At 70.9% G+C, this 20101-nt stretch carries 19 protein-coding genes and 1 tRNA gene; 3 read left to right on the top strand and 17 right to left on the bottom strand.

Going from position 1 to position 20101, the window contains the following annotated elements; translation table 11 throughout:
* The first annotated feature begins 219 nt into the window (after positions 1–219).
* The gene (gene asnB, locus G545_RS0102910; RefSeq protein ID WP_027069077.1) at positions 220–1938 is read left to right on the top strand and encodes an asparagine synthase B; all 1719 of its coding nucleotides are present in this window, start codon (positions 220–222) and stop codon (positions 1936–1938) included.
* 65 nt (positions 1939–2003) lie between these two features.
* Here the strand turns inward: asnB and parC are convergent, their stop codons facing one another.
* From parC to G545_RS0102895, 3 genes are all read right to left on the bottom strand, one after another.
* Entirely contained in the window at positions 2004–4247 is a 2244-nt protein-coding gene (gene parC / locus G545_RS0102905; protein ID WP_027069076.1) for a DNA topoisomerase IV subunit A, read from the bottom strand.
* 47 nt (positions 4248–4294) lie between these two features.
* Positions 4295–4678, bottom strand: a complete 384-nt coding sequence (gene rnk / locus G545_RS0102900) for a nucleoside diphosphate kinase regulator (protein WP_027069075.1) — start codon at positions 4676–4678, stop codon at positions 4295–4297.
* A 164-nt stretch (positions 4679–4842) separates the two neighbouring features.
* Positions 4843–4927: transfer RNA gene (locus G545_RS0102895), tRNA-Leu, on the bottom strand.
* Positions 4928–5072: 145 nt separating this feature from the next.
* Between G545_RS0102895 and rnr the strand changes: the two genes are divergently transcribed.
* A complete protein-coding gene (gene rnr / locus G545_RS13315) occupies positions 5073–7595 on the top strand; it encodes a ribonuclease R (protein ID WP_052106661.1) in 2523 nt (840 codons plus the stop codon).
* Between the two features lie 54 nt (positions 7596–7649).
* Positions 7650–8408 (top strand): 23S rRNA (guanosine(2251)-2'-O)-methyltransferase RlmB, encoded by a 759-nt coding sequence (rlmB, locus tag G545_RS0102885; protein WP_027069074.1) that lies wholly within the window; start codon positions 7650–7652, stop codon positions 8406–8408.
* Positions 8409–8750: 342 nt separating this feature from the next.
* Here rlmB and rnt read toward each other — a convergent pair whose 3' ends face one another.
* From rnt to gspG, 14 genes are all read right to left on the bottom strand, one after another.
* The gene (gene rnt, locus G545_RS13310) at positions 8751–9410 is read right to left on the bottom strand and encodes a ribonuclease T (RefSeq protein ID WP_052106659.1); all 660 of its coding nucleotides are present in this window, start codon (positions 9408–9410) and stop codon (positions 8751–8753) included.
* Between the two features lie 66 nt (positions 9411–9476).
* A complete protein-coding gene (phoU, locus tag G545_RS0102875) occupies positions 9477–10181 on the bottom strand; it encodes a phosphate signaling complex protein PhoU (protein WP_027069073.1) in 705 nt (234 codons plus the stop codon).
* Positions 10181–10969, bottom strand: a complete 789-nt coding sequence (pstB, locus tag G545_RS0102870) for a phosphate ABC transporter ATP-binding protein PstB (RefSeq protein ID WP_027069072.1) — start codon at positions 10967–10969, stop codon at positions 10181–10183. The genes phoU and pstB overlap by 1 nt, the downstream gene beginning before the upstream one ends.
* Before the next feature lie 85 nt (positions 10970–11054).
* Positions 11055–11930: a phosphate ABC transporter permease PstA gene (pstA, locus tag G545_RS0102865; RefSeq protein ID WP_027069071.1), complete on the bottom strand. Its 876-nt coding sequence runs from the start codon at positions 11928–11930 to the stop codon at positions 11055–11057.
* Positions 11930–12886, bottom strand: coding sequence for a phosphate ABC transporter permease subunit PstC (gene pstC, locus G545_RS0102860; protein ID WP_027069070.1), 957 nt, complete (start codon positions 12884–12886; stop codon positions 11930–11932). The genes pstA and pstC overlap by 1 nt, the downstream gene beginning before the upstream one ends.
* A gap of 123 nt (positions 12887–13009) precedes the next feature.
* Positions 13010–14083, bottom strand: coding sequence for a phosphate ABC transporter substrate-binding protein PstS (pstS, locus tag G545_RS0102855; RefSeq protein WP_027069069.1), 1074 nt, complete (start codon positions 14081–14083; stop codon positions 13010–13012).
* 215 nt (positions 14084–14298) lie between these two features.
* Complete coding sequence (locus G545_RS0102850) at positions 14299–15426, bottom strand: OprO/OprP family phosphate-selective porin (protein WP_027069068.1); 1128 nt, start codon at positions 15424–15426, stop codon at positions 14299–14301.
* Positions 15427–15530: 104 nt separating this feature from the next.
* A complete protein-coding gene (gene gspM / locus G545_RS15720; protein ID WP_081980997.1) occupies positions 15531–16040 on the bottom strand; it encodes a type II secretion system protein GspM in 510 nt (169 codons plus the stop codon).
* On the bottom strand, positions 16037–17212 hold the full coding sequence (gene gspL, locus G545_RS15715) for a type II secretion system protein GspL (RefSeq protein ID WP_161625764.1): 1176 nt from the start codon (positions 17210–17212) through the stop codon (positions 16037–16039). Before gspL ends, gspM begins: the two co-directional genes overlap by 4 nt.
* The gene (gspK, locus tag G545_RS0102835; protein ID WP_027069065.1) at positions 17209–18195 is read right to left on the bottom strand and encodes a type II secretion system minor pseudopilin GspK; all 987 of its coding nucleotides are present in this window, start codon (positions 18193–18195) and stop codon (positions 17209–17211) included. Before gspK ends, gspL begins: the two co-directional genes overlap by 4 nt.
* A complete protein-coding gene (gene gspJ / locus G545_RS0102830) occupies positions 18195–18827 on the bottom strand; it encodes a type II secretion system minor pseudopilin GspJ (protein WP_052347248.1) in 633 nt (210 codons plus the stop codon). The genes gspK and gspJ overlap by 1 nt, the downstream gene beginning before the upstream one ends.
* Positions 18824–19183, bottom strand: coding sequence for a type II secretion system minor pseudopilin GspI (gspI, locus tag G545_RS0102825; protein WP_027069063.1), 360 nt, complete (start codon positions 19181–19183; stop codon positions 18824–18826). The genes gspJ and gspI overlap by 4 nt, the downstream gene beginning before the upstream one ends.
* Positions 19180–19635 carry a GspH/FimT family protein gene (locus tag G545_RS0102820; protein ID WP_081677687.1) on the bottom strand — a complete coding sequence of 152 codons (456 nt, stop codon included), beginning with the start codon at positions 19633–19635 and terminating at the stop codon, positions 19180–19182. The genes gspI and G545_RS0102820 overlap by 4 nt, the downstream gene beginning before the upstream one ends.
* Positions 19632–20093: a type II secretion system major pseudopilin GspG gene (gene gspG / locus G545_RS0102815; protein WP_027069061.1), complete on the bottom strand. Its 462-nt coding sequence runs from the start codon at positions 20091–20093 to the stop codon at positions 19632–19634. The genes G545_RS0102820 and gspG overlap by 4 nt, the downstream gene beginning before the upstream one ends.
* Positions 20094–20101: the final 8 nt, after the last annotated feature.

Below are 20101 nucleotides of genomic sequence, written 5' to 3'. Positions count from 1 at the left end.
CGCCGGGGGACGTGGGCCGTTGGCGGCGGGTGCGCGGCGCCTTCCCCGTTACGCCACGGTGCCCGGGTGGCCTTCCCCGACAAACGGAACAACAACGCCAGCCTCCCGCAGGCCGGCGATTAGCGCACCCAACCCGCCAATCGTTTCTCCAGGCCTGCACCGACCAGTGCAGGCTTTTTTGTGTCCACCGGCGCCACCGCCACCACGGAGTCCACCGCAATGTGCTCGATCCTCGGAATCTTCGGACTGCAACCCGGCGACGACCTCGCCGACCTGCGCCGCCAGGCGCTCGAGCTGTCGCGCCGGCAGCGCCATCGCGGCCCGGACTGGAGCGGGGTGCACGCCGACGAGGGCGCGATCCTCGTCCACGAGCGCCTGGCCATCGTCGACCCGGCCGGGGGCGCGCAGCCGCTGGTCTCCGCCGACGGCAACCTGGTGCTGGCGGTCAACGGGGAGATCTACAACCACCGCGAGCTGCGCGCGACCGCGCCGGACGGGTGGGAGTTCCGCACCGCGTCCGATTGCGAGGTGATCAACGCGCTGCACGCCCGGGGCGGCGATCCCGGCGACTGGCTGCGCCGGCTCAACGGCATCTTCGCCTTCGCGCTGTGGGACCGGGCGGCACGCCGCTGGCTGGTGGCGCGCGATCCGGTCGGGGTGGTGCCGCTGTACTGGGGCCGCGACGGCAGCGGGCGCATGTGCGTGGCCTCGGAGATGAAGGCACTGGTCGGGATCTGCCACGACGTTGCCCAGTTCCCGCCCGGGCACTACTACGACAGCGACGGCGATCGGCTGGTGCGGTACTGGGAGCGCCCCTGGCGCGAGCACGGCGCCACCGCCAGCGTGCAGGTCACGCCCGGCGAGCTTCGCGAAGCGTTCGAGGCCGCCGTGCACCGGCAACTGATGAGCGACGTGCCGTACGGCGTGTTGCTCTCGGGCGGGCTCGACTCCTCCCTGGTGGCGGCGTGCGCGGCCCGCTTCGCCCGCCGCCGCATCGAGGAGGACGACCGCGCCGAGGCCTGGTGGCCGCGACTGCACTCGTTCGCGATCGGGCTGGAAGGCTCCCCGGACCTCGCCGCCGCGCAGGTCGCCGCGGACGCGCTGGGCACGGTGCACCACGGCTTCACCTACACCCTGCAGGAGGGCCTGGACGCGCTACCGGAGGTGATCCGCCACATCGAGAGCTACGACGTCACCACCGTGCGCGCCTCCATCCCGATGTACCTGCTGGCCCGGCGGATCCGCGCGATGGGCGTGAAGATGGTGCTCTCCGGCGAGGGCAGCGACGAGATCTTCGGCGGCTACCTGTACTTCCACAAAGCACCCGATGCCCGGCAGTTCCACGACGAGCTGGTGCGCAAGCTCGACGCCCTGCACCAGTACGACTGCCTGCGTGCCAACAAGTCGATGATGGCCTGGGGCGTGGAGGCCCGCGTCCCGTTCCTGGACCTGGAGTTCCTGGAGGTGGCGATGCGGATGGATGCCAGCGCCAAGATGGTGCGCCCCCGTCCTCCGCTACCCGGTGACAGAGGCCGCGTAGAGGGTTGTTCGCGCCCGATCGAGAAGGCCATCCTCCGCGAAGCCTTCGACGGCTACCTGCCGGACTCCATCCTCTGGCGCCAGAAGGAGCAGTTCAGCGATGGCGTCGGCTACGGCTGGATCGACGGCCTCAAGGCGCACGCCGAGTCGCAGGTCGGTGGCCGCGAGTTCGCCTTCGCCGCCAGCCGCTTCCCGGTAAACCCGCCGATGACGAAGGAGGCCTATCTCTACCGCCACATCTTCGAGCGCCACTTCCCCGGCGAGTCCTGCGCCCGCACGGTGCCGGGCGGCAAGTCGATCGCCTGCTCGTCGCCGGCGGCCATCGCGTGGGATGCGGCGTTCGAGGCCGCGGCGGATCCATCCGGGCGGGCGGTGGCGGGGGTGCACGTCGCGTCGTGATGGCATCCCCGTGTGGGTGCCGTCGTCGTGCGGCGCAATACGCCGCCCGTGGCGGCTATTGCGCCCTACGCGACCGCCAGGCCTTCCACCTTCTGCCACCCGCGCGGCAACAGCCCGCCGCGGCTGGCTCGCGCACCCAGGTAATTCTCCAGGTCCTTCCAGGCGAGGGTCATCGTCCGCGCACCGGACTTCACCTGCAGGCTCGCGCCTTCCGGCACCACCGCCACGGCGGCAACGCGCTCGGTGCCCAGCTTGGCCTTGGGGATGTTGATCAGCTTGTTGCCCTTGCCCTTGTCGAGCTCCGGCAGCTCGCCGACGGGGAAGGCCAGCAGGTGGCCGGCGGTGGTGACCACCACGATGCGGTCGCTTTCCAGCGAGGCAACCGGAGCCGGCTGCAGCACCTCGGCACCCGTCGTCAGCGACAGCATCGCCTTGCCGGCCTTGTTGCGGCTGGTGAGGTTGGCGAAGCGGGTCACGAAGCCGTAGCCGTGGCTGGAGGCGAGCACGAAGCGGTCCTCGTCGGTGCCGCTGGCCAGGGTCTCGAAGGAGGCGCCGGCCGCCGGTGAGAAGCGCCCGGTCAGCGGTTCGCCGTTGCCGCGGGCCGAGGGCAGGCTGTGGACGATGGTCGAGTAACTGCGGCCGGTGGAGTCCAGGAACGCCACCTGCTGGTTGCTGCGCGCCGGCGCGGAGGCCAGCAGGGCGTCCCCTTCGCGATAGTTGAGCGCGGAGGCGTCGATGTCGTGGCCCTTGGCCGCGCGTACCCAGCCCTTGCGGCTGAGCACCACGGTCATCGGCTCGCTCGGCGCGAGGTCGGTCTCCGACAGGGCCTGGGCGGCCTCGCGGGCGACCAGCGGGGAGCGGCGGGCGTCGCCGAACTTCTTCGCGTCCGCCAGCAGCTCCTCCTTGATCAGGCGCTTGAGCTTCGCCTTGCTCCCGAGGGTGGCGACGAGGGTCTCGCGCTCGTCCTCCAGCTCGGCCTGCTCGCCGCGGATCTTCATCTCCTCCAGCCGCGCGAGCTGGCGCAGGCGGGTCTCGAGGATGTAGTCGGTCTGTTCTTCCGACAGGTCGAAGCGCTCCATCAGCACCGGCCGTGGCTCGTCCTCGGTGCGGATGATGCGGATCACCTCGTCCAGGTTGAGGAAGGCGACCAGCAGCCCTTCCAGCAGGTGCAGGCGGCGCTCGACCTTCTCCAGGCGGTGGGTCAGCCGGCGGGTGACGGTGTCGGCGCGGAACTGCAGCCATTCGCCCAGCATCGCGCGCAGGCCCTTGACCTGCGGGCGGCCGTCCAGGCCGATGACGTTGAAGTTGGCGCGGTAGCTGCGCTCCAGGTCGGTGGTCGCGAACAGGTGGCCCATCAGCTGCTCGACGTCCACCCGGTTGGAGCGTGGCACCAGCACGACTCGGGTCGGGTTGGCGTGGTCGGACTCGTCGCGGATGTCCTCCAGCCATGGCAGCTTCTTGGCCCGCATCTGGGTGGCGATCTGCTCGATCACCTTGCCCGGCGAGACCTGGTGGGGCAGGGCGGTGATGACGATGTTGTTCGACTCCCGCTCCCAGACCGCGCGTGCACGGATGCTGCCGTGCCCGGTCTCGTACATGCGCACCAGGTCGGCGGTCGGCGTGATGACCTCGGCCTCGGTCGGGTAGTCCGGCCCGCGCACGTGCTCGCACAGGTCGGCCGTGGTGGCCTCCGGATCGTCGAGCAGCCGCACGCAGGCGCTGACCACCTCGGACAGGTTGTGCGGGGGGATGTCGGTGGCCATGCCGACCGCGATGCCGGTGGTGCCGTTGAGCAGCAGGTGCGGCAGCCGCGCGGGCATCCACGAGGGCTCTTCCAGCGAGCCATCGAAGTTGGGCACCCAGTCCACCGTCCCGTGCGCCAGCTCGCCCAGTAGCACCTCGGAAATCGGCGCCAGCCGCGACTCGGTGTAGCGCATCGCCGCGAACGACTTGGGGTCGTCGGAGGAGCCGAAGTTGCCCTGCCCCTCGACCAGCGGGTAGCGGTACGAGAACGGCTGCGCCATCAGCACCATCGCCTCGTACGCGGCACTGTCGCCGTGTGGGTGGTACTTGCCGATCACGTCGCCGATGGTGCGCGCGGACTTCTTGGGCTTGGCGCCGGCGTTGAGGCCGAGCTCGCTCATCGAGTAGATGATCCGCCGCTGCACCGGCTTCAGGCCGTCGCCGATGAAGGGCAGGGCGCGGTCGAGGACCACGTACATCGAATAGTCGAGGTAGGCGCGCTCGGCGTACTCGCGCAGCGGGATCTGCTCGAAACCGTGGAAATCGGGACGTACGGACTCGGTCATGCGGGATCGGTTACCTGGATTGCGGTTGCCCGGGGGCGGGCGCGGAATCAGCGGATCGACAGGACCCGCAGGGTAAGGGTGCGGCCACCCGGCACCGGCCATTCGATGCGGTCGCCCACGCGCAGGCCCAGCAGGGCGCTGCCGACCGGGGCGAGGATCGAGACCTTGTCGCGGCTGCCGTCCATCTCGTGCGGCCAGACCAGGGTGATCTCGTGCTCGGCGCCGGTGTGCTCGTCGACGAAGCGGGCGGTGGAGTTCATGGTGATGACGTCCGCCGGCATGTCGCCCGGTTCGACGACGTCGGCACGTGCCAGCTCGTCGCGCAGCGCATCCACCTGGACCCCCGGCGGCAGCCGCTTTTCGAGCAGCGCCTCCAGCCGGTCGCAGTCGGTCCGGGAGATCACCAGCGCGGGGCGGGGCGAAGCGTTCATGCAAGGGGACTCCGGCCGCGTCGGCGCGGCCAAGGAAAGAAGGGGCGGACCATCATTGAAGTTAGCCGCCAAACCGCGCCCCGGCAATAACCCGCGGGCAACAAAAAACCCGCCTGCCGGCGGGTTTCCTGGCGGCGCGTGGACTACCGCGCCTTCGAATGTGTTGGTGCCCAGGAGAGGACTCGAACCTCCACGGTTTTACCCGCTAGTACCTGAAACTAGTGCGTCTACCAATTCCGCCACCTGGGCCCTGCAAACGCTGCGTGAGCGTTGCGAGGCCGCGCATGATGCGGTGCGCGGGGGCGGCTTGTCAACACCCGCCGGCACCGGAACGGTACCGGCGGGGCGGCGCGGGTGGCACGGCGCTTTGACACCGGCCCTGTACCATCGCCGCATGAACAGAACCCCGAAGAACAAAGGCCCGGACAGCGGCGCCACCAAAAAGAAGAGCGCGGGCCGGACGGCGGCCAGGAAGGCGCCGGCCGCCCCGGCCAAGGCCGGACAGGGCAAGGGCCGCAAGGGCAAGGACGGCGACCTGCCCGCCTGGTTCCCGGAGCCGCACGACACCGGTGACGCCCCGAAGAAGGCCGCTGGTACCGCGAAGGCAGCGAAGTCCTCCAGGGCGTCGAAGGGCACGGGTCGCTCGAAGGGCGCAGAAGGTGCCGGCGGCCCCGCCGACCCGCACGCCGAACGCGAGGCCGCGCGCTACGAAAATCCCATCGCCAGCCGCGAGCTGATCCTGCAGACCCTGGCCGATTCCGATGGTCCGATGGACGCCGCCGACCTGGCCGCGCAGCTGGGCTTGGAGGAAAGCGAACGTTTCAACGCCCTCAACGCGCGCCTGCGGGCGATGCTTCGTGACGGCCAGTTGCACCAGAACCGCCGCGGAGGCCTGGTGCCGGCACGGCGCGTCGACCTGATCCCCGGCAGCGTCATCGCCAACCCGGACGGCTTCGGCTTCCTGCGCCCGGACGAGGGCACCGGCGACGACCTGTTCCTGCCGCCGTTCGAGATGCGCAAGGTCATGCACGGCGATCGCGTGCTGGCCCACGTCACCGGCGTCGACCGCCGCGGCCGCCGCGAGGGCGCCATCGTCGAGGTGCTCGAGCGCCGCATGAGCCGGATGATCGGCCGCTTCGTGCTCGAGGACGGGGTGAGCTATGTCGAACCGGACGATGCCCGCATCCAGCGCAACGTCCTGATCCCGCCCGAGCACCGGGGCGAGGCCCGCGACGGCCAGTTGGTGGTGTGCGAGATCACCCGCGCCCCGGAGCCGCGACGCGCGCCCCTCGGCAGGATCCTGACGGTGCTGGGCGACCGGCTGACCGCGTCGCTGGCGGTGCAGGCGGCGATCCACGGCCACGACATCCCCCACGAGTTCCCGCAGCAGGTGCTCGACCAGGCGACCGCCTTGCCGCACCGCGTGGATGACGAAGAGATCGCCGGCCGCGTCGACCTGCGCGACATGCCGCTGGTGACCATCGACGGCGAGGACGCCAAGGATTTCGACGACGCGGTCTATTGCGAGACCAACCGCGACGGCTTCCGCCTGGTGGTGGCGATCGCCGACGTGTCGCACTACGTGCGTCCCGGCGAGCCGCTGGACGAGGAGGCGCAGAAGCGCGCCACCTCGGTGTATTTCCCCGGTTTCGTCGTGCCGATGCTGCCCGAGACCCTCTCCAACGGCATCTGCTCGCTCAAACCGAAGGTCGACCGCCTCTGCTTCGTGTGCGACATGCAGGTCGACCGCCAGGGCCGGGTGACCGGTTCGAAGTTCTACGAGGCGGTCATGCACTCGCATGCGCGCCTGACCTACACCCAGGTGTGGAACGCGGTCGGCGACGACGTCGCCAACGAGAAGCGCGACGAGGCACTGGAGATCCTCGGGCCGGTCCTGCCCCAGGTCGAGCGCCTGCACCAGCTCTACCAGGTGCTACGCAAGGCGCGGGAGAAGCGCGGCGCGATCGAATTCGAGTCCAGCGAGGTCCGCTTCGTGCTCGGCAACAAGGGCGAGGTCACGCAGGCCGGCATGATCGTGCGCAACGACGCGCACAAGCTGATCGAGGAATGCATGATCGCCGCCAACGTGGAGGCGGCGAAGTACCTGATCGACAAGGAGGTGCCGGCCCCGTTCCGCATCCACGACCGCCCGCCGGAGCAGAAGTACACCGACCTGCTTGAGTTCCTCAAGGAGTTCAAGCTGAAGATGCCGCCGTGGGGCAAGGTGCAGCCGCGCGACTACACCCGCCTGCTGCGCGAGGTCCGCGAGCGCGGCGACGCCACGCTGATCGAGTCGGTCCTGCTGCGCAGCCAATCGCTCGCGGTCTACCAGCCCGAGAACATCGGCCACTTCGGCTTGGCGCTGGAGGCGTACGCCCACTTCACCTCGCCGATCCGCCGCTATGCCGACCTGCTGGTGCACCGGGCGATCAAGCACGCCCTCAGCGGCAAGCGGCCGGAGAAGTTCCGCTACTCCCCCAGCGACATGGCCCAGCTCGCGCTGCAGTGCTCCGAGCGCGCGCGCCGCGCCGAGGAGGCCGAACGCGAGGTCGACGAGCGCTACCGGGCCGCGTGGATGGAGCAGCACGTGGGCGGTGAGTTCGACGGGGTGATCAGCGGGGTGACCAGCTTCGGGCTGTTCATCGAACTGGACGAGTCCAAGGTCAACGGCCTGGTCCACGTGACCCAGCTGCCGCACGACTACTACTCGTTCGACCCGATCCGCAAGACGCTGACCGGTGAGCGGCACGGCCGCGAGTACCGGCTTGGCGACCCGGCCAGGATCATCGTCCTCAAGGCCAGCGTGGAGGACCGCAAGATCGACTTCCGCCTGGTCCGCGAGGACGGCGGGGCGAAGGAGCCGAAGGCGCCGCCCGAGCGCGGCAGACCCGCCAGGCGCCAGAAGAAGAAATACTGACCGTAGGGCGCAATATGCCGCGTGCGGCGGCCATTGCGCCCTACAATTCCCGGCATGAGCCAGAAACAATGGATCGCCGGCATCAACGCCGTCGCCTCCGCCGTCGAGCACGACGCCGCCAATGTCCGCGAGGTGCTGGTCGAGGCCGGCGCGAAGAACCCCCGCCTGGCCGAGATCGAGGCCCAGGCGCGGCGCCGCGACATCGACGTACGCCGGGTCGCGAAGCAGGCGATCGACGGCGTCGCAGGCAACCTGCGCCACCAGGGCGTCGTCGCCCGCTACGCCGCCGCGAGGACCTGGGGCGAGAACGAACTGCAGGGGCTGGTCGAGGGCGCCAACGGGCGCGCCCTGCTGCTCCTGCTCGACGGGGTGCAGGACCCGCACAACCTCGGTGCCTGCCTGCGCAGCGCTGCCGCCGCGGGCGCCACCGCCGTGGTGATCCCCAAGGACAAGGCGGTCCAGGTCAACGCCACCGTGCGCAAGACCTCGGCCGGTGCGGCGGACCGCATTCCGGTCGTGTCCGTCACCAACCTCTCCCGGACCATGCGCGACCTGCAGAAGATGGGCGTGTGGCTACATGGCCTCGCCGGCGAGGCCGAGGCACCGTTCTACGCGCTCGACCTGCGCGGCAACGTGGGCCTGGTGCTGGGCGGCGAGGGCGAGGGGCTGCGGAGGCTGACCCGCGAGAACTGCGACAGCCTCGCCGCCATCCCGATGCCCGGGGCCGGCGACGGGGAGGTCGAGAGCCTCAACGTGTCGGTCACCGCCGGGGTCGCGCTGTTCGAGGCGGTCCGGCAGCGGCAGGCCGGCTGACCGGCGGCCATCCAAGCCCCACGGGCGGTGCGTACCCGATGCCCTCGCTCTCCATAGCGCCGGGGCGGGCGCCCGTGGGACGCTCGCCGCAGACCAGGAGAAGAGCGAGCTGCTGGAGCGCCTGCGCACCCAGGCCGAGGCCTTCGAGCGGCAGGCCTGCGAGGACGCGCTCACCGGGCTTCTCCCGGGCGCTGCCGCCGGTGACGGCGCGGCGCTTTACCGCCGGATCCAGGAACGTTTGGCGGAGGACAACCAGTGGGGTGGAGTGGAAGGCCTGAGGGTCACGGTCAGTGCCGGCGCGACCTCGCTGCAGCCGACCGACACCTCGCCTGAGCGCCACGCTCAGCCGGCGCGCCCCGGCGTCGGCCAGGAATTGACGATCCGGCAGAACAGCTCTGCGGTGCGCTCGGTGTCGTAGACCGCGGAGTGGGCCTCGTTGGGGTCCCACTCGAAGCCCGCCGCCTGCACCGCCCGTGCCAGCACCGTCTGCCCGTAGGCCACGCCTGCCAGCGTCACCGTGTCGAACACGCTGAAGGGGTGGAACGGACTGCGCTTGTGCCCGGTCCGGGCGATCGCCGCGTTGAGGAAGTTCAGGTCGAAGTGGGCGTTGTGCCCGACCAGGATCGCGCGCTGGCAGCCATGCTTGCGGCAGGCCGCCCGCACCGGCGCGAACACATGGTCGAGCGCCGCCTTCTCCGGCTTGGCGAACCGGAACGGGTGGCCCAGGACGATCCCGGTGATCTCCAGCGACTTGGGATCGATCTCCAGCCCGGGCGCCGGCTCCAGGTGCGCGTTGGTGGTCTCGCCCGGCACCAGGCGCCCCTCGTCGTCCAGGTCCAGCGGCAGGACCGCGATCTCCAGCAGCGCGTGCCGGTTCCAGTCGAACCCGCCGGTCTCCACGTCCACCACCACCGGCAGGTAGCCGCGGAAGCGGGTCGCCATCGGGGACACGCCGGCAGGCGTTTCCTGCGGCGCCGGAGGGGTGGGGGCGGGCTGTTCCATGGACCGGGAAGCCTACCAGAGGGGAGCCCGTGGATCCCCGCGTGCGCGGGGATGACGGGGAACTGCCTACGGCGCCAGCGAGGGGCTGTCGTCGCGCTTCTCGCGGGGCGGCAGGTCGTCCTCGCCGCTGACCAGGTAGCACACGTTCTCGGCCACGTTGGTCGCGTGGTCGCCGATGCGCTCGATGTTCTTGGCCATGAACATCAGGTGGGTTGCGCTGGTGATCGAGCGCGGCTCGTTGCCCATGTGCTCGACCAGGTCGCGGTAGAGCTCGCTGTAGTCGGCGTCGATGCGGGCGTCGGCGTCCCGGACCTGGATGGCCAGGTCGGCGTCCTCGTCGCGGTAGGCGTCGGTCGTCTGGCGGATCAGGTCGACGGCCCGGCGGCCGAGCGCCTGCAGTGCCTCCACCTGAGGCAGCGGCGGTGCCATCGAGAGGGCGGCGGAGCGCTTGGCGATGTTGGCGGCGTAGTCGCCCATGCGCTCGATGGCGGCGGCGATGCGCAGGGCGGCGAGGATGAAGCGCAGGTCGCGGGCGAGCGGGCCGCGCAGGGCCAGGCGGACCGCTTCCTGGGTGACCTCCTGCTCCAGTGCGTCGATGGCGTCGTCGTTGGCCACCACGCGCGCGGAGGCGCGGTCGTCCCGGCGGACCACCACGTCCAGGGCCGCCTCCAGTTGCGCGGCGGCCATCTCGCCCATGCGGACGATGCCGTCGTGGACGCGCTGCTGCTCCTCGTCCAGGCCGCGGAAGATGTGGTCGTGCGGAGTGTTCATCAGCCGAACCTCCCGGTGATGTAGTCCTCGGTCTGCTGCACCGAGGGGTTGGAAAAGATGGTCTCGGTGTCGCCGTGCTCGATCAGGTCGCCCAGGTACATGAATGCGGTGTAGTCCGAGACCCGGGCCGCCTGCTGCATGTTGTGGGTGACGATCGCGATGGTGTAGTCGTCCTTCAGGTCGGCGACCAGCTGCTCGATGCGGCTGGTGGAGATCGGGTCCAGCGCCGAGGTCGGCTCGTCGAGCAGCAGCACGTCCGGGCGCAGCGCCACCGCGCGCGCGATGCACAGGCGCTGCTGCTGGCCGCCGGACAGGCCCAGCGCGTTCTGCCCGAGCTTGTCCTTGACCTCGTCCCACAGCGCCCCCTGGCGCAGGGCCAGTTCCACGCGCTCGTCCATCTGCTTGCGCGACAGCTTCTCATGGTGCCGGATCGCGTAGGCGATGTTCTCGTAGATGGTCATCGGGAACGGCACGGGCTTCTGGAACACCATGCCGACCTTGCTGCGCAGCCGGTTCATCGAGTACTTCGGGTCGAGGATGTTCTCCCCGTCCAGCAGCACCTCGCCGCTGGCGCGCATGCCCGGGTACAGGGCATAGATGCGGTTGAAGACGCGCAGCAGGGTCGACTTGCCGCAACCGGAGGGACCGATCAGCGCCGTCACCCGCTTCTCCGGGATCTCCAGGTCGATGCCCTTGAGGGCGTGGAAATCGCCGTAGTGGAAGTCCAGCCCGCGGGCGGCCAGCTTGGCCGGCGGGGTGTCGGGTGCGGTCGCGGTGTTCGGGGTCATGGGCGGGGTCCCAGTGTTGGCGAGGGCACGCGTGGCGGGGGCGCGCGGGGTGGCGGGTGCCGGGGGTGCGAAGGTGGCGACGGCCTCAGTCATGGGTCACCCGGTGGCGGTTGACGACCGCGCGGGCGACGAGGCTCGTCAGCAGCACGAACAGCGTCAGCACCAGCGCACCGCCCCAGGCCAGGTCCTGCCAGGTGACGTACGGGCTGCCGGCGTACTGGTACATCACCAGCGGCACGCTGGCCATCGGTCCGGTGACGTCGGTGCTCCAGTACTGGTTGCCGAAGGCGGTGAACAGCAGGGGCGCGGTCTCACCGCTGATGCGGGCCAGCGCCAGCAGGATGCCGGTGACGATGCCCGGCAGCGCCGAGCGGTACAGCACCTGCATGGTCACCTTCCACTGCGGCACGCCCAGCGACAGCGCCGCCTCGCGCATCTGCGCCGGCACCAGCCGGAGCATCTCGTCGGTGGTGCGCAGGACCACCGGCAGGACGATGAAGGCCAGCGCGATCGAGCCGGCGATGGCGGAGAAGCTGCCGCCGAACTGCATCACCACCAGGGTATAGACGAACAGGCCGAGCACGATCGACGGCGCCGACAACAGGATGTCGTTGACGAAGCGCACCGCGGTGCCCAGGCGGGTATTGCGGCCGTACTCGGCCAGCCAGGTTCCCGCGGCGATGCCCAGCGGGGTGCCGATGCCGATCGCCATCAGGCTCATCACCGCGCTGCCGAAGAAGGCGTTGCGCAGGCCGCCCTCGACCATCGGCGGCGGGGTGTCGTGGGTGAACAGCGTCAGGTTGATCGCACCGATCCCGCGCGAAACCAGCGTCCACAGGATCCAGGCCAGGAACACCAGCCCGAAGACCGCCGCCAGGCAGGAAAGCACCAGGGCGACGACGTTCTTGATCCTGCGGCGCCGGTACAGCGACTCGGCGACGTCACGGGTGGAGGCGGCCATCAGTTGCCCTCCCGGCGCTTGAGCTGCGCGAGCATGAAGCGGGCGGCCGCGAGCACCAGGAAGGTGACGATGAACAGCACGAAGCCCAGCAGCAGCAACGCGGAGCGGTAGGTCTCGGTCGCCTCGCCGAAGTCGTTGGCGATCAGCGCGGCGATGGTGGTTGACGGCTCCAGCAGCGAGGCCGTGAAGCGGGTCGAGTTGCCGATCACGAAGGCCACCGCCATGGTCTCGCCCAGCGCACGCCCGAGCCCGAGGAACACGCCGCCGATCACCGCCGAGCGGGTGTAGGGCAGCACGATGTCCCAGCTGACTTCCCATCGGGTCGAGCCCAGCGCGTAGGCCGACTCCTTGAGCCGGGTCGGTACGGTCAGGAACACCTCGCGCATGGTCGCGGCGATGAAGGGGATCACCATGATCGCCAGCACGATGCCGGCGGTGAGCATGCCGATGCCGATCGGTGGGCCCTGGAACAGCGGACCGATCAGCGGCAGCGTGCCCAGGTGCTCGTTGGCCCAGGGCGTGACGTAGTCGGTCATCACCGGCACCAGCACGAACAGGCCCCACATGCCGTAGATGATCGAGGGGATGCCCGCCAGCAGCTCGATGGCGGTGCCGACCGGGGTGCGCAGCCAGCGCGGCGCCACCTCGGTGAGGAACAGGGCGATGCCGTAGCTGACCGGCACCGCGATGAGCATCGCGATGATCGCGGTGACGATGGTGCCGTAGATCGGCACCAGCGCCCCGTAGCGGTCCTGGACCGGGTTCCAGTCCGCGGTGAAGAAGAAGTCCAGCCCGCTCAACTGCAGGGCCTGGCGGCCGCCCCACAGCATCGAAAGCGCGGCGCCGGCCAGCGCCAGCAACACGAAGACGACCGTGGCGACGAGGAAGTACCGGAAGATCCGGTCGTTGCGCGCATCGCTACGGTCGCGTGGGGCCGGCAGGGCCAACTCGTTCATTGCGGAGGTACCCGGTGGACGTTGTTGCGGGTGTGTCGTTGTTCGCCGCCCGGCGCAATACGCTGCCGGCGGCGGCTATTGCGCCCTACACGCGTAGGGCGCAATGCAATTGCGCCGTAACGATTACTCGGCGATGTTGAACTCGGCTTCCCAGTAGGACTCGATCTGTCCCACCAGCTCCGGGGGCAGCGGCACGTAGTGCAGTTCCTCGGCCTGGGCCTGGCCGTTCTCCAGGGCCCACCTGAAGAAATCCATGGCGTTCGCGGCGCGCTGCGGATCGGCCGGGTCCTTGTGCATCAGGATGAAGTTGGCTGCGGTGATCGGCCAGGCGTCCGGGCCCGGGGCGTTGGTGATCACCAGGTTGAAGTCCTGCGCGCTCGTCCAGTCGGCGGTCGCGGCGGCGGCCTGGAACGACTCCAGGCTGGGGGTCACCCAGTTGCCGGCGGCGTTCTGCAGGCTGGCGTAGGACATGTCGTTCTGGATCGCGTAGGCCAGCTCGACGTAGCCGATGGAGCCGTCGATCTGCTGCACGTAGGAGGCGACGCCCTCGTTGCCCTTGCCGCCGACGCCGTCGACCCACTGGATCTGCTTGCCCTGGCCGATCCGGTCGGCCCAGGCAGGGCTGACCTTGCTCAGGTAGTTGGTGAAGTTGAACGTGGTGCCCGAACCGTCGGAGCGGTGGACCAGGTTGATCTTCGCGTCCGGGAGCGAGAGCTCCGGGTTGAGCGCGGCGATCGCCGGGTCGTTCCAGTTGCTGACGTTGGTCAGGTAGATGTCGGCCAGCAGCTCGCCGCTGAGCTTCAGCGCGCCCGGCTCCACGCCCTGTACGTTGACCACGGGGACCACGCCGCCGATCGCGGACGGGAACTGCCCCAGGCCGGCTTCGGCGAGCTCCTCGCTCGACAGCGGCTCGTCGGAGGAGCCGAAGTCCACGGTGCCGGCCTTGATCTGGGCGATGCCGCCGCCGGAGCCGATCGACTGGTAGTTCACCATGTTGCCGGTCGCGGCGTTGTAGTCCGCCGACCACTTGGAGATCAGCGGGAAGATGAAGGTCGCGCCCGCGCCGGTGATCTGCGCGGTGTTGCCGCCGGCGGTACCGGCCGTCTGGCCAGGCTCCTGCCCGCCACCCGAGCAGGCGGCGAGGGCGACGGCCATCGAAAGGGAGAGGACGGCGAAGCGGATCGGCGTCTTGTTCATGTGGAACTCCGTTGGCGTAAACAGGCCGGTATGCCCGGCGGGCAAGGCAATGGAATGATGTTTTTGTTACGGGTCGATGACACTCGACAAAAAAAGCGCGCCCCGGGGGAGGCGCGCCGTAATCAGGGAATGGAGAGATGCGCCGTGTTGCGCAGGTTCCATTGGACACCCCGAAGATGACGCGCCGGTGACGCTTCCGTTACATCGGTGGGCGCTTACCAGTGCATCTGGCCGCGCAGGGCGATGATCGAGGGGTCGTCGGGCAGTCCGGCGCGCTCGCTGTCGATGCTCGACCAGTTCAGGGCCACCTTGAAGTTGTCGCGGTAGTACCAGTTCACCCCGACGGTGAAGGCGTCCATGCGGCCGCCCTCGATGCCGGCGTCGTCGAAGTCCAGCGTGTCGGCGCGGGCCGCGAGCTGCCACATGCCGCGCGGCCCGGCGGGCGAGGCGGTGCGCGGTACGCCGCCGCGGTAGGACCAGCCCTCGCCGGTGAGGTTGTAGACCGCGCTCAGGTAGCCGCCGCTGGCGGTGAAATCGGGGCCGGCAAGGCGGTCGACGTCGCCCTGCATGTACTCGGCCTGCAGCTTCAGGGGCCCGGCCATCCACAGGCCTTCGATGCCGGTGGTCGCCAGGCGGTCGGCATCGGTGAGGGTCCCGGTGTCGACCAGGCGGTCCCCGGCCATGTCGGCCTGCGGCCGGACCCGCAGGCGCAGGGTGTCGGCGTCGGTGTCGTGGTCGACGTGCGCCAGGCCCAGGTGGAGGGTGCGGCCGCCGTCGTTTACCGGTGCCCAGGTGGCGCGGACGCCGTAGCCGGACCCGTGGGCACCGCCGCTGGTCAGGTTGCGGCCGAACGCGCTGGCGGTCAGGCTCCAGCCGTCGCCGCCATAGCCGTAGCTCGCGCCCAGCCGGCGGCTGGTGGCGAAGGCGTTGGTCGCCGCCGCCTTGGAGACGAAGTCGTTGTTCTTCGACGAGGACAGCTCCTCCAGGCCGATCGGCTGCTTGAACTGGCCGACCCGCACCGCATGGCCCCCGCCCAGGTCGAAGCCGGCGTTGACGTCCAGCCAGCTCTCGCCCTCGGCGTCGTAGCCGACCACCCAGTCGAGGCCACCCGGGCCGTCGCCCTTGAGCACCAGTTCGGCACGGCGGATGCCGTGGTCGCTGTCGTCGCCGTCGCCCGGATCGCCGTCGAGCGGCGCGCGGTCACTGTCGTACCAGTAATGGTCCGACTGCAGCAGCCCTTCGAAGCTGACCGTCGAGCCGGCGAACTCGCCGATTTCGAAACCGTGGGCGGGCAGGGCGCCCAGGAGCAGGGCGGCGGCGAGCGCGGCGGGGGTCTTCTTCATGACGGCCGTGTGTCAACGGTTTGAAAGTTGCGGGCACGGTACGGCGGCCATGTTGCAGGAACATGACATTGCTAAAGCGTGATGACCCCCGTGTTGCGCGTCTGTTACGGATCGCTTCCCGCGTGATCGGGCAAGGCCGGGCGGGCGAATGCGACCTCCGCGTGCAGGTGCCCGTCGCGCTCGCCGATATCGAGTGCCACAGGCGCCACGCCCCGGCGGGCCAGTGCGTCCAGCCAGGCCAGGAGTGCCGGCGCCTGGACCGCGTCGATGCCGGCGATGAGCAGGCCGTCGCGCTCCTGCTGGCGTGACAGCGCGACGCCGGCGGCGGTCGCGCTGCGCGGCAGGAGTTCTTCCAATGCGACCGGCTCCGGTTGCGCGTCGGGCAACGCGGCCTGGAACCGTGCGAGCTCGTCGCGGGCGGCGTGGACTTCCGCGAGCAGTGCCGTTGCGCCGGAGCGCTCCGCGGCCGCGTGCTGCTGCCAGCGGCCGAGCGGGCGCAACAGCGCGAACCAGGCCAGGAACGCGGCGATGGCAAGCAGCATCACGACCAGCATCGCCCGCTCGCGTGGCGCGCGGGAACGCCACCAGTCCAGCAACGTGCCCGTGCGTTTCATTGGCGTGGCTCCAGCGAGATCCGCAGGTGGTCGCCGCCGCCAGCGGAGCGCCCTTCCTCGACCGGTTCGAACCCGCGCGAGGCGAGTTGCGCGCGGAGTGCATCGACGTCGCCCGCGCCACCGTGCCCGACGATGGCCTGTAGCCGGCCGCCCTGCCAGGTGAGCCCGTCCAGGGACGTGCCCGGAACCGCCTGCACCGACGCCATCAGGCCCGCGGTCGCGTTGCTGAAGTCGAGTACGTTGCGGCTGGCCAGCACCCGGGCCCGCAGCGCGGTGAGAGCATCGCCGTCCGGCGTGAGCCCGGGCAGGCCAGCCCGCGCCTCCTCCTGTGCCTGTTGCTCCAGCTTCCCGGCCTGCCATTGGTCGATGCCGGCGCGGAAGGCGGGGGCGAGCACGAGCGTGGCCAGCACGATCGCTGCCAGCACACCGCTTCGGCGCCAGGCAGCGGCCCCGCGAGGTGCGTCGCCTGCCGGGGCGAAGGAGCCCTGCAGCAGGTTGAGCGGAGGGGCGAGGGCGCCTGCGGCGAGCAACTCCACGGCGAGGGGGACGGGGGTCGTCGGGCGTCCCTCCAGGACCGTGTGTGCCAGCCCGGCCTCGACAGTGAAGGCCAGGCCGGCGCCGCGGCAGATCCAGCGCTCCCGGTGCTCCGCGGCGAGGACGAGCGCATCGGCGCCGTCCGCGTCCCCGGCGGTGCCGATGGGTGGCGGCAGCAGCAATGCTGCCGGCACCAGCTGGCGTGGCTCCAGCCCGAGGTTCCGGGCGGCCGCGATCCAGCGCTCCATGTCGTCGACGCTGGCGACCGCGACCAGCCAGCCGCCGCCGGCCTCGGGGGCCACCGCCACGTGCACGCCGTCATCCCCGGCCAGTTCCGCGGCGAGCATGGCCCTTGCCGCCGCGGTGGCCTGCGGCATCGAATGCGCGCGGACCTCCAGCCGGTGCACCGCGCACCCGGCGCCGACGGCGACCACGACCGGCAGCCCCTGGTCGCCTGCCCCGGTAGCGCGGGGCCCCCCTTCGTCGGATCCGGCCTCCCAGGTTCCCCGGTCGACGCATTGCCCGGCGGGATCCAGCCGCCACCAGTCGACCGGCTCCGCGGCATCGTCCGGCAGCAGGACCAGCAGCGTGTCCAACGGCACCGGTGCCGGTGCCTTCCTCGCAAACTTCGGTTTCATTCTTCCGGTGTCCATCGGCGTGCCAGCGACGCGACCGCGCCGCCGCTGTCCTCGAGCAGGGCGCCCATGACGACCTGTACGCCGGCGTGCTCCACCTCCACGTCCAGCACGTACCAGCGCGGACGTGGTGTCAGGTGTTCGGCCAGGGCCTCCCGCAGGCCGGGGGCGGCCAGCAACGGGTGGGCGAGGAAGCGGTCGGTGCCGCCCCAGCCCCCCGGCGGCCGCGCCTGCACCAGGCCGCGCGCGCGCTCCAGCGGCAGTGCGCCCCGGGTGAGCCCGACCAGCAGCACCGCGTCGCGGTCGGCGAGGGTGTCGGGAGTGACCACGCTGGGTGCGTTGGTGGGCACGGCGCACACATGCGGGCGCAGGCGGGCATATACCCGGTCGAAGCCCTCGATGGCGCGCAGCTCGGACGGCTCGGCAAGCAGGTCCCCCGCGGTGCGGTAGGCGGGCCTGCGCAAGGTGTAGGCGAGGTCCTCCGCGCCGGACGGCGAGGTGGCGGCGTCGCTGTCGATCCAGTCCACCAGCGCGTCCGCCAGCGCCTGCGACTGCCCCGCGCCCACGCCCAGCGCCTGCAGCAGGTGGTCGAACTGCTCCGCGGCATGCGCGCGGCGCTGCCACTGCCCGGGCGCGCCCTCGACCACGCTGTTGAGGTTGAAGCAGTTTCCGCCCTCGCGCAGGCGCGCGCTGACGACGCCGTGATCGGTGGGAAAGTGCATCGGCTGGTCCAGCCAGCCGGCGAGGGAGGACGGCGGGGCGGCGGCCAGCGCCGCGAGCTGCCGGCGTGCCAGTTGCTCGGCGCCCAGCGCGTGCCACCGGGCCTGTTCGACCGCCCGGGTGTTGCCGCCGCGGCGGAGGCCGAAGCGGATGTCGTCCAGCACGACGGCCAGCAGCGCGCTCATCACCGCTGCAAGCAGGAGCACGGTGAGCAGGGCGACGCCGCGCCCGCGCCTGCGCCGTGCGACGTGGCGTGGCCGGGCCATCACAGGGTCCTCCCGGTGACCAGGAACAGCTGCTCGATCCGGCCAAGGTCCTGGAGTTCGACCTCCAGGCGCACCGCGGAGGGGAGTTCGGCCGCTCCCCCGGGCCAGCCGTGGTCCCAGGCGCCGTGGTGGTGGTAGCCGATCGCGGCGTCGACGATCCCGTCCAGCAGCACCCGGGAATCGCCTGCGCTGGCGCCGTCCAGCATCGGCCGGGTCGCGCGCTCCAGGCGCCCGTCCACCAGGCGGTACTCCACGTACTGCAGCGAGGCGCGCGAGGCGCCGTCGGGGTTGCTCCAGCCCCGCCGCACGAACGCCAGCAGCGGGCCGGGGCCGCCTTGGCTGGCGCCGCCGCGGTGGGTGGCCCCGGTGAAGGCGTCCGGAGCCTGCCGGCCGTCCGACCCCCGGACCCGGCGCACGGCGGCCTGGCCCAGGTCGTCCTGCAGCACTGCCCGCGCGCGCTGCAGCTGTGCCAGCCGCCCGGAATGGGCGGCGACGGTGCCGCGGTTGTCCGCCGCCCAGGCCAGGACGCCGGTGGCGGCCAGTCCGAGCAGGGCGAACACCACCAGAGCGACGAGCATCTCCACCAGGGTGAAGCCCGCGGCGGCGTGCCGGTGGCCGGCTGCACGATTCATCGCGACTCCCGGAGCAGTCCGGCACTGGCCAGCACCTGGCCACCGCCTGCGGCGCGTACGTCGACCCGCACCCTCACCAGGCCTTCGACCGGCGCCGGCTCGAGGCGGCGTTCCCACTCCCACCCGCGTCCGCCCAACTGCACCCTCCCACCGCCGGCGACCAGCGCCGATTCGTCGAGCAGCGCCGCCTCCACCGCCTGGTTGCCCGCCACCACGTCCGCCAGCCACTGTTCCTGCAAGATCGCGAGGGTGCGGGTGTTCTCTCCCGCGAGCTGCAGCATGGCCAACACCAGCAGTCCGAACACCGCAAGCGCGACCAGCAGTTCCAGCAGCGAGAAGCCCGCGCCGCGGTTCATTCGACGTGGACCTCGCCGTCCGGATCCACCTCCACCCGCATTCGTGCACGCTCGCCGGCCAGCACCAGCGAGCCACTGCCACCGGCGCCGCCCTGGAGGTCGAACACGAAGGAGACGGGTGCGGCGTCCCGATCCAGCACCGGACGCACGCCCGACTCCCAGTGGACCGGCTTGAAGGGGCCATCCGCCAGCGCCTGCCACCGGCCCCAGTCCTGGCGCTCGAACCGGTAGCCATCGGCGTCGACGACGACCCGCACCGGGCGCATGCCCAGCATCGCCTCGTCGCGCGCGTGGACCAGGTGGGCGGCGAAGCGCTCGGTGGCGCGCACGGCACCGCCCCCGTCGGGGAGCGTGAGCACGACGGCGGCGGCAAGCAGTGCGACGAGGAGCAGGACGACCATGGTTTCGACCAGGGTGAAGCCGGTGGAGCGGCGGGCGGGGCCGGGGATCACTCCCAGTTGCCGATGTCCGCGGCGTCGCCTTCGCCGCCCTCGGCACCGTCGGCGGCCAGCGAGAACACTTCGAACGGCAGCCCGTCGCGGCCGGGACGGCGGTACTGGTACGGGTTGCCCCACGGGTCGTCGGGCAGGCGCCGGATGTAGCCGCCGGTGCGGTAGCGCTCCGGCCGCGCCAGGCCGGCCGGTGCCTGGCGGAGCGCGGCCAGGCCCTGCTCTGTGGTCGGGTAGCTGAGGTTCTCCAGGCGGAAGGTCTCGATCGCCTGCTCCAGCACGGAGATGTCGGCCCGGGCCTTCTCCGCCATCGCCCGGTCCTGGCTGGGCATGACGTTGATCGCCACCACGGTGGCCAGCAGGCCGATGATGACGATGACCACCATCAGCTCGACCAGGGTGAAGCCGCGGGCGCGGCGCGACGGGGAGCGGAAACCCGGACGGAAACGGGAAGCATGCATGGCGGGGA

It is taken from the genome of Lysobacter defluvii IMMIB APB-9 = DSM 18482 (genome assembly GCF_000423325.1).
GTDB lineage: Bacteria > Pseudomonadota > Gammaproteobacteria > Xanthomonadales > Xanthomonadaceae > Novilysobacter > Novilysobacter defluvii.
The sequence above is the reverse complement of the archived record's forward strand: the minus strand, read 5'-3'. Positions and strand labels throughout refer to the sequence as shown.

Bases quoted from the DNA above. Each gene is read 5' to 3' on its own strand.
- asnB (WP_027069077.1), top strand. From the start codon at position 220: ATGTGCTCGATCCTCGGAATCTTCGGACTGCAACCCGGCGACGACCTC.
- parC (WP_027069076.1), bottom strand. From the start codon at position 4,247: ATGACCGAGTCCGTACGTCCCGATTTCCACGGTTTCGAGCAGATCCCG.
- rnk (WP_027069075.1), bottom strand. From the start codon at position 4,678: ATGAACGCTTCGCCCCGCCCCGCGCTGGTGATCTCCCGGACCGACTGC.
- rnr (WP_052106661.1), top strand. From the start codon at position 5,073: ATGAACAGAACCCCGAAGAACAAAGGCCCGGACAGCGGCGCCACCAAA.
- rlmB (WP_027069074.1), top strand. From the start codon at position 7,650: ATGAGCCAGAAACAATGGATCGCCGGCATCAACGCCGTCGCCTCCGCC.
- rnt (WP_052106659.1), bottom strand. From the start codon at position 9,410: ATGGAACAGCCCGCCCCCACCCCTCCGGCGCCGCAGGAAACGCCTGCC.
- phoU (WP_027069073.1), bottom strand. From the start codon at position 10,181: ATGAACACTCCGCACGACCACATCTTCCGCGGCCTGGACGAGGAGCAG.
- pstB (WP_027069072.1), bottom strand. From the start codon at position 10,969: ATGACCCCGAACACCGCGACCGCACCCGACACCCCGCCGGCCAAGCTG.
- pstA (WP_027069071.1), bottom strand. From the start codon at position 11,930: ATGGCCGCCTCCACCCGTGACGTCGCCGAGTCGCTGTACCGGCGCCGC.
- pstC (WP_027069070.1), bottom strand. From the start codon at position 12,886: ATGAACGAGTTGGCCCTGCCGGCCCCACGCGACCGTAGCGATGCGCGC.
- pstS (WP_027069069.1), bottom strand. From the start codon at position 14,083: ATGAACAAGACGCCGATCCGCTTCGCCGTCCTCTCCCTTTCGATGGCC.
- G545_RS0102850 (WP_027069068.1), bottom strand. From the start codon at position 15,426: ATGAAGAAGACCCCCGCCGCGCTCGCCGCCGCCCTGCTCCTGGGCGCC.
- gspM (WP_081980997.1), bottom strand. From the start codon at position 16,040: ATGAAACGCACGGGCACGTTGCTGGACTGGTGGCGTTCCCGCGCGCCA.
- gspL (WP_161625764.1), bottom strand. From the start codon at position 17,212: ATGAAACCGAAGTTTGCGAGGAAGGCACCGGCACCGGTGCCGTTGGAC.
- gspK (WP_027069065.1), bottom strand. From the start codon at position 18,195: ATGGCCCGGCCACGCCACGTCGCACGGCGCAGGCGCGGGCGCGGCGTC.
- gspJ (WP_052347248.1), bottom strand. From the start codon at position 18,827: ATGAATCGTGCAGCCGGCCACCGGCACGCCGCCGCGGGCTTCACCCTG.
- gspI (WP_027069063.1), bottom strand. From the start codon at position 19,183: ATGAACCGCGGCGCGGGCTTCTCGCTGCTGGAACTGCTGGTCGCGCTT.
- gspG (WP_027069061.1), bottom strand. From the start codon at position 20,093: ATGCATGCTTCCCGTTTCCGTCCGGGTTTCCGCTCCCCGTCGCGCCGC.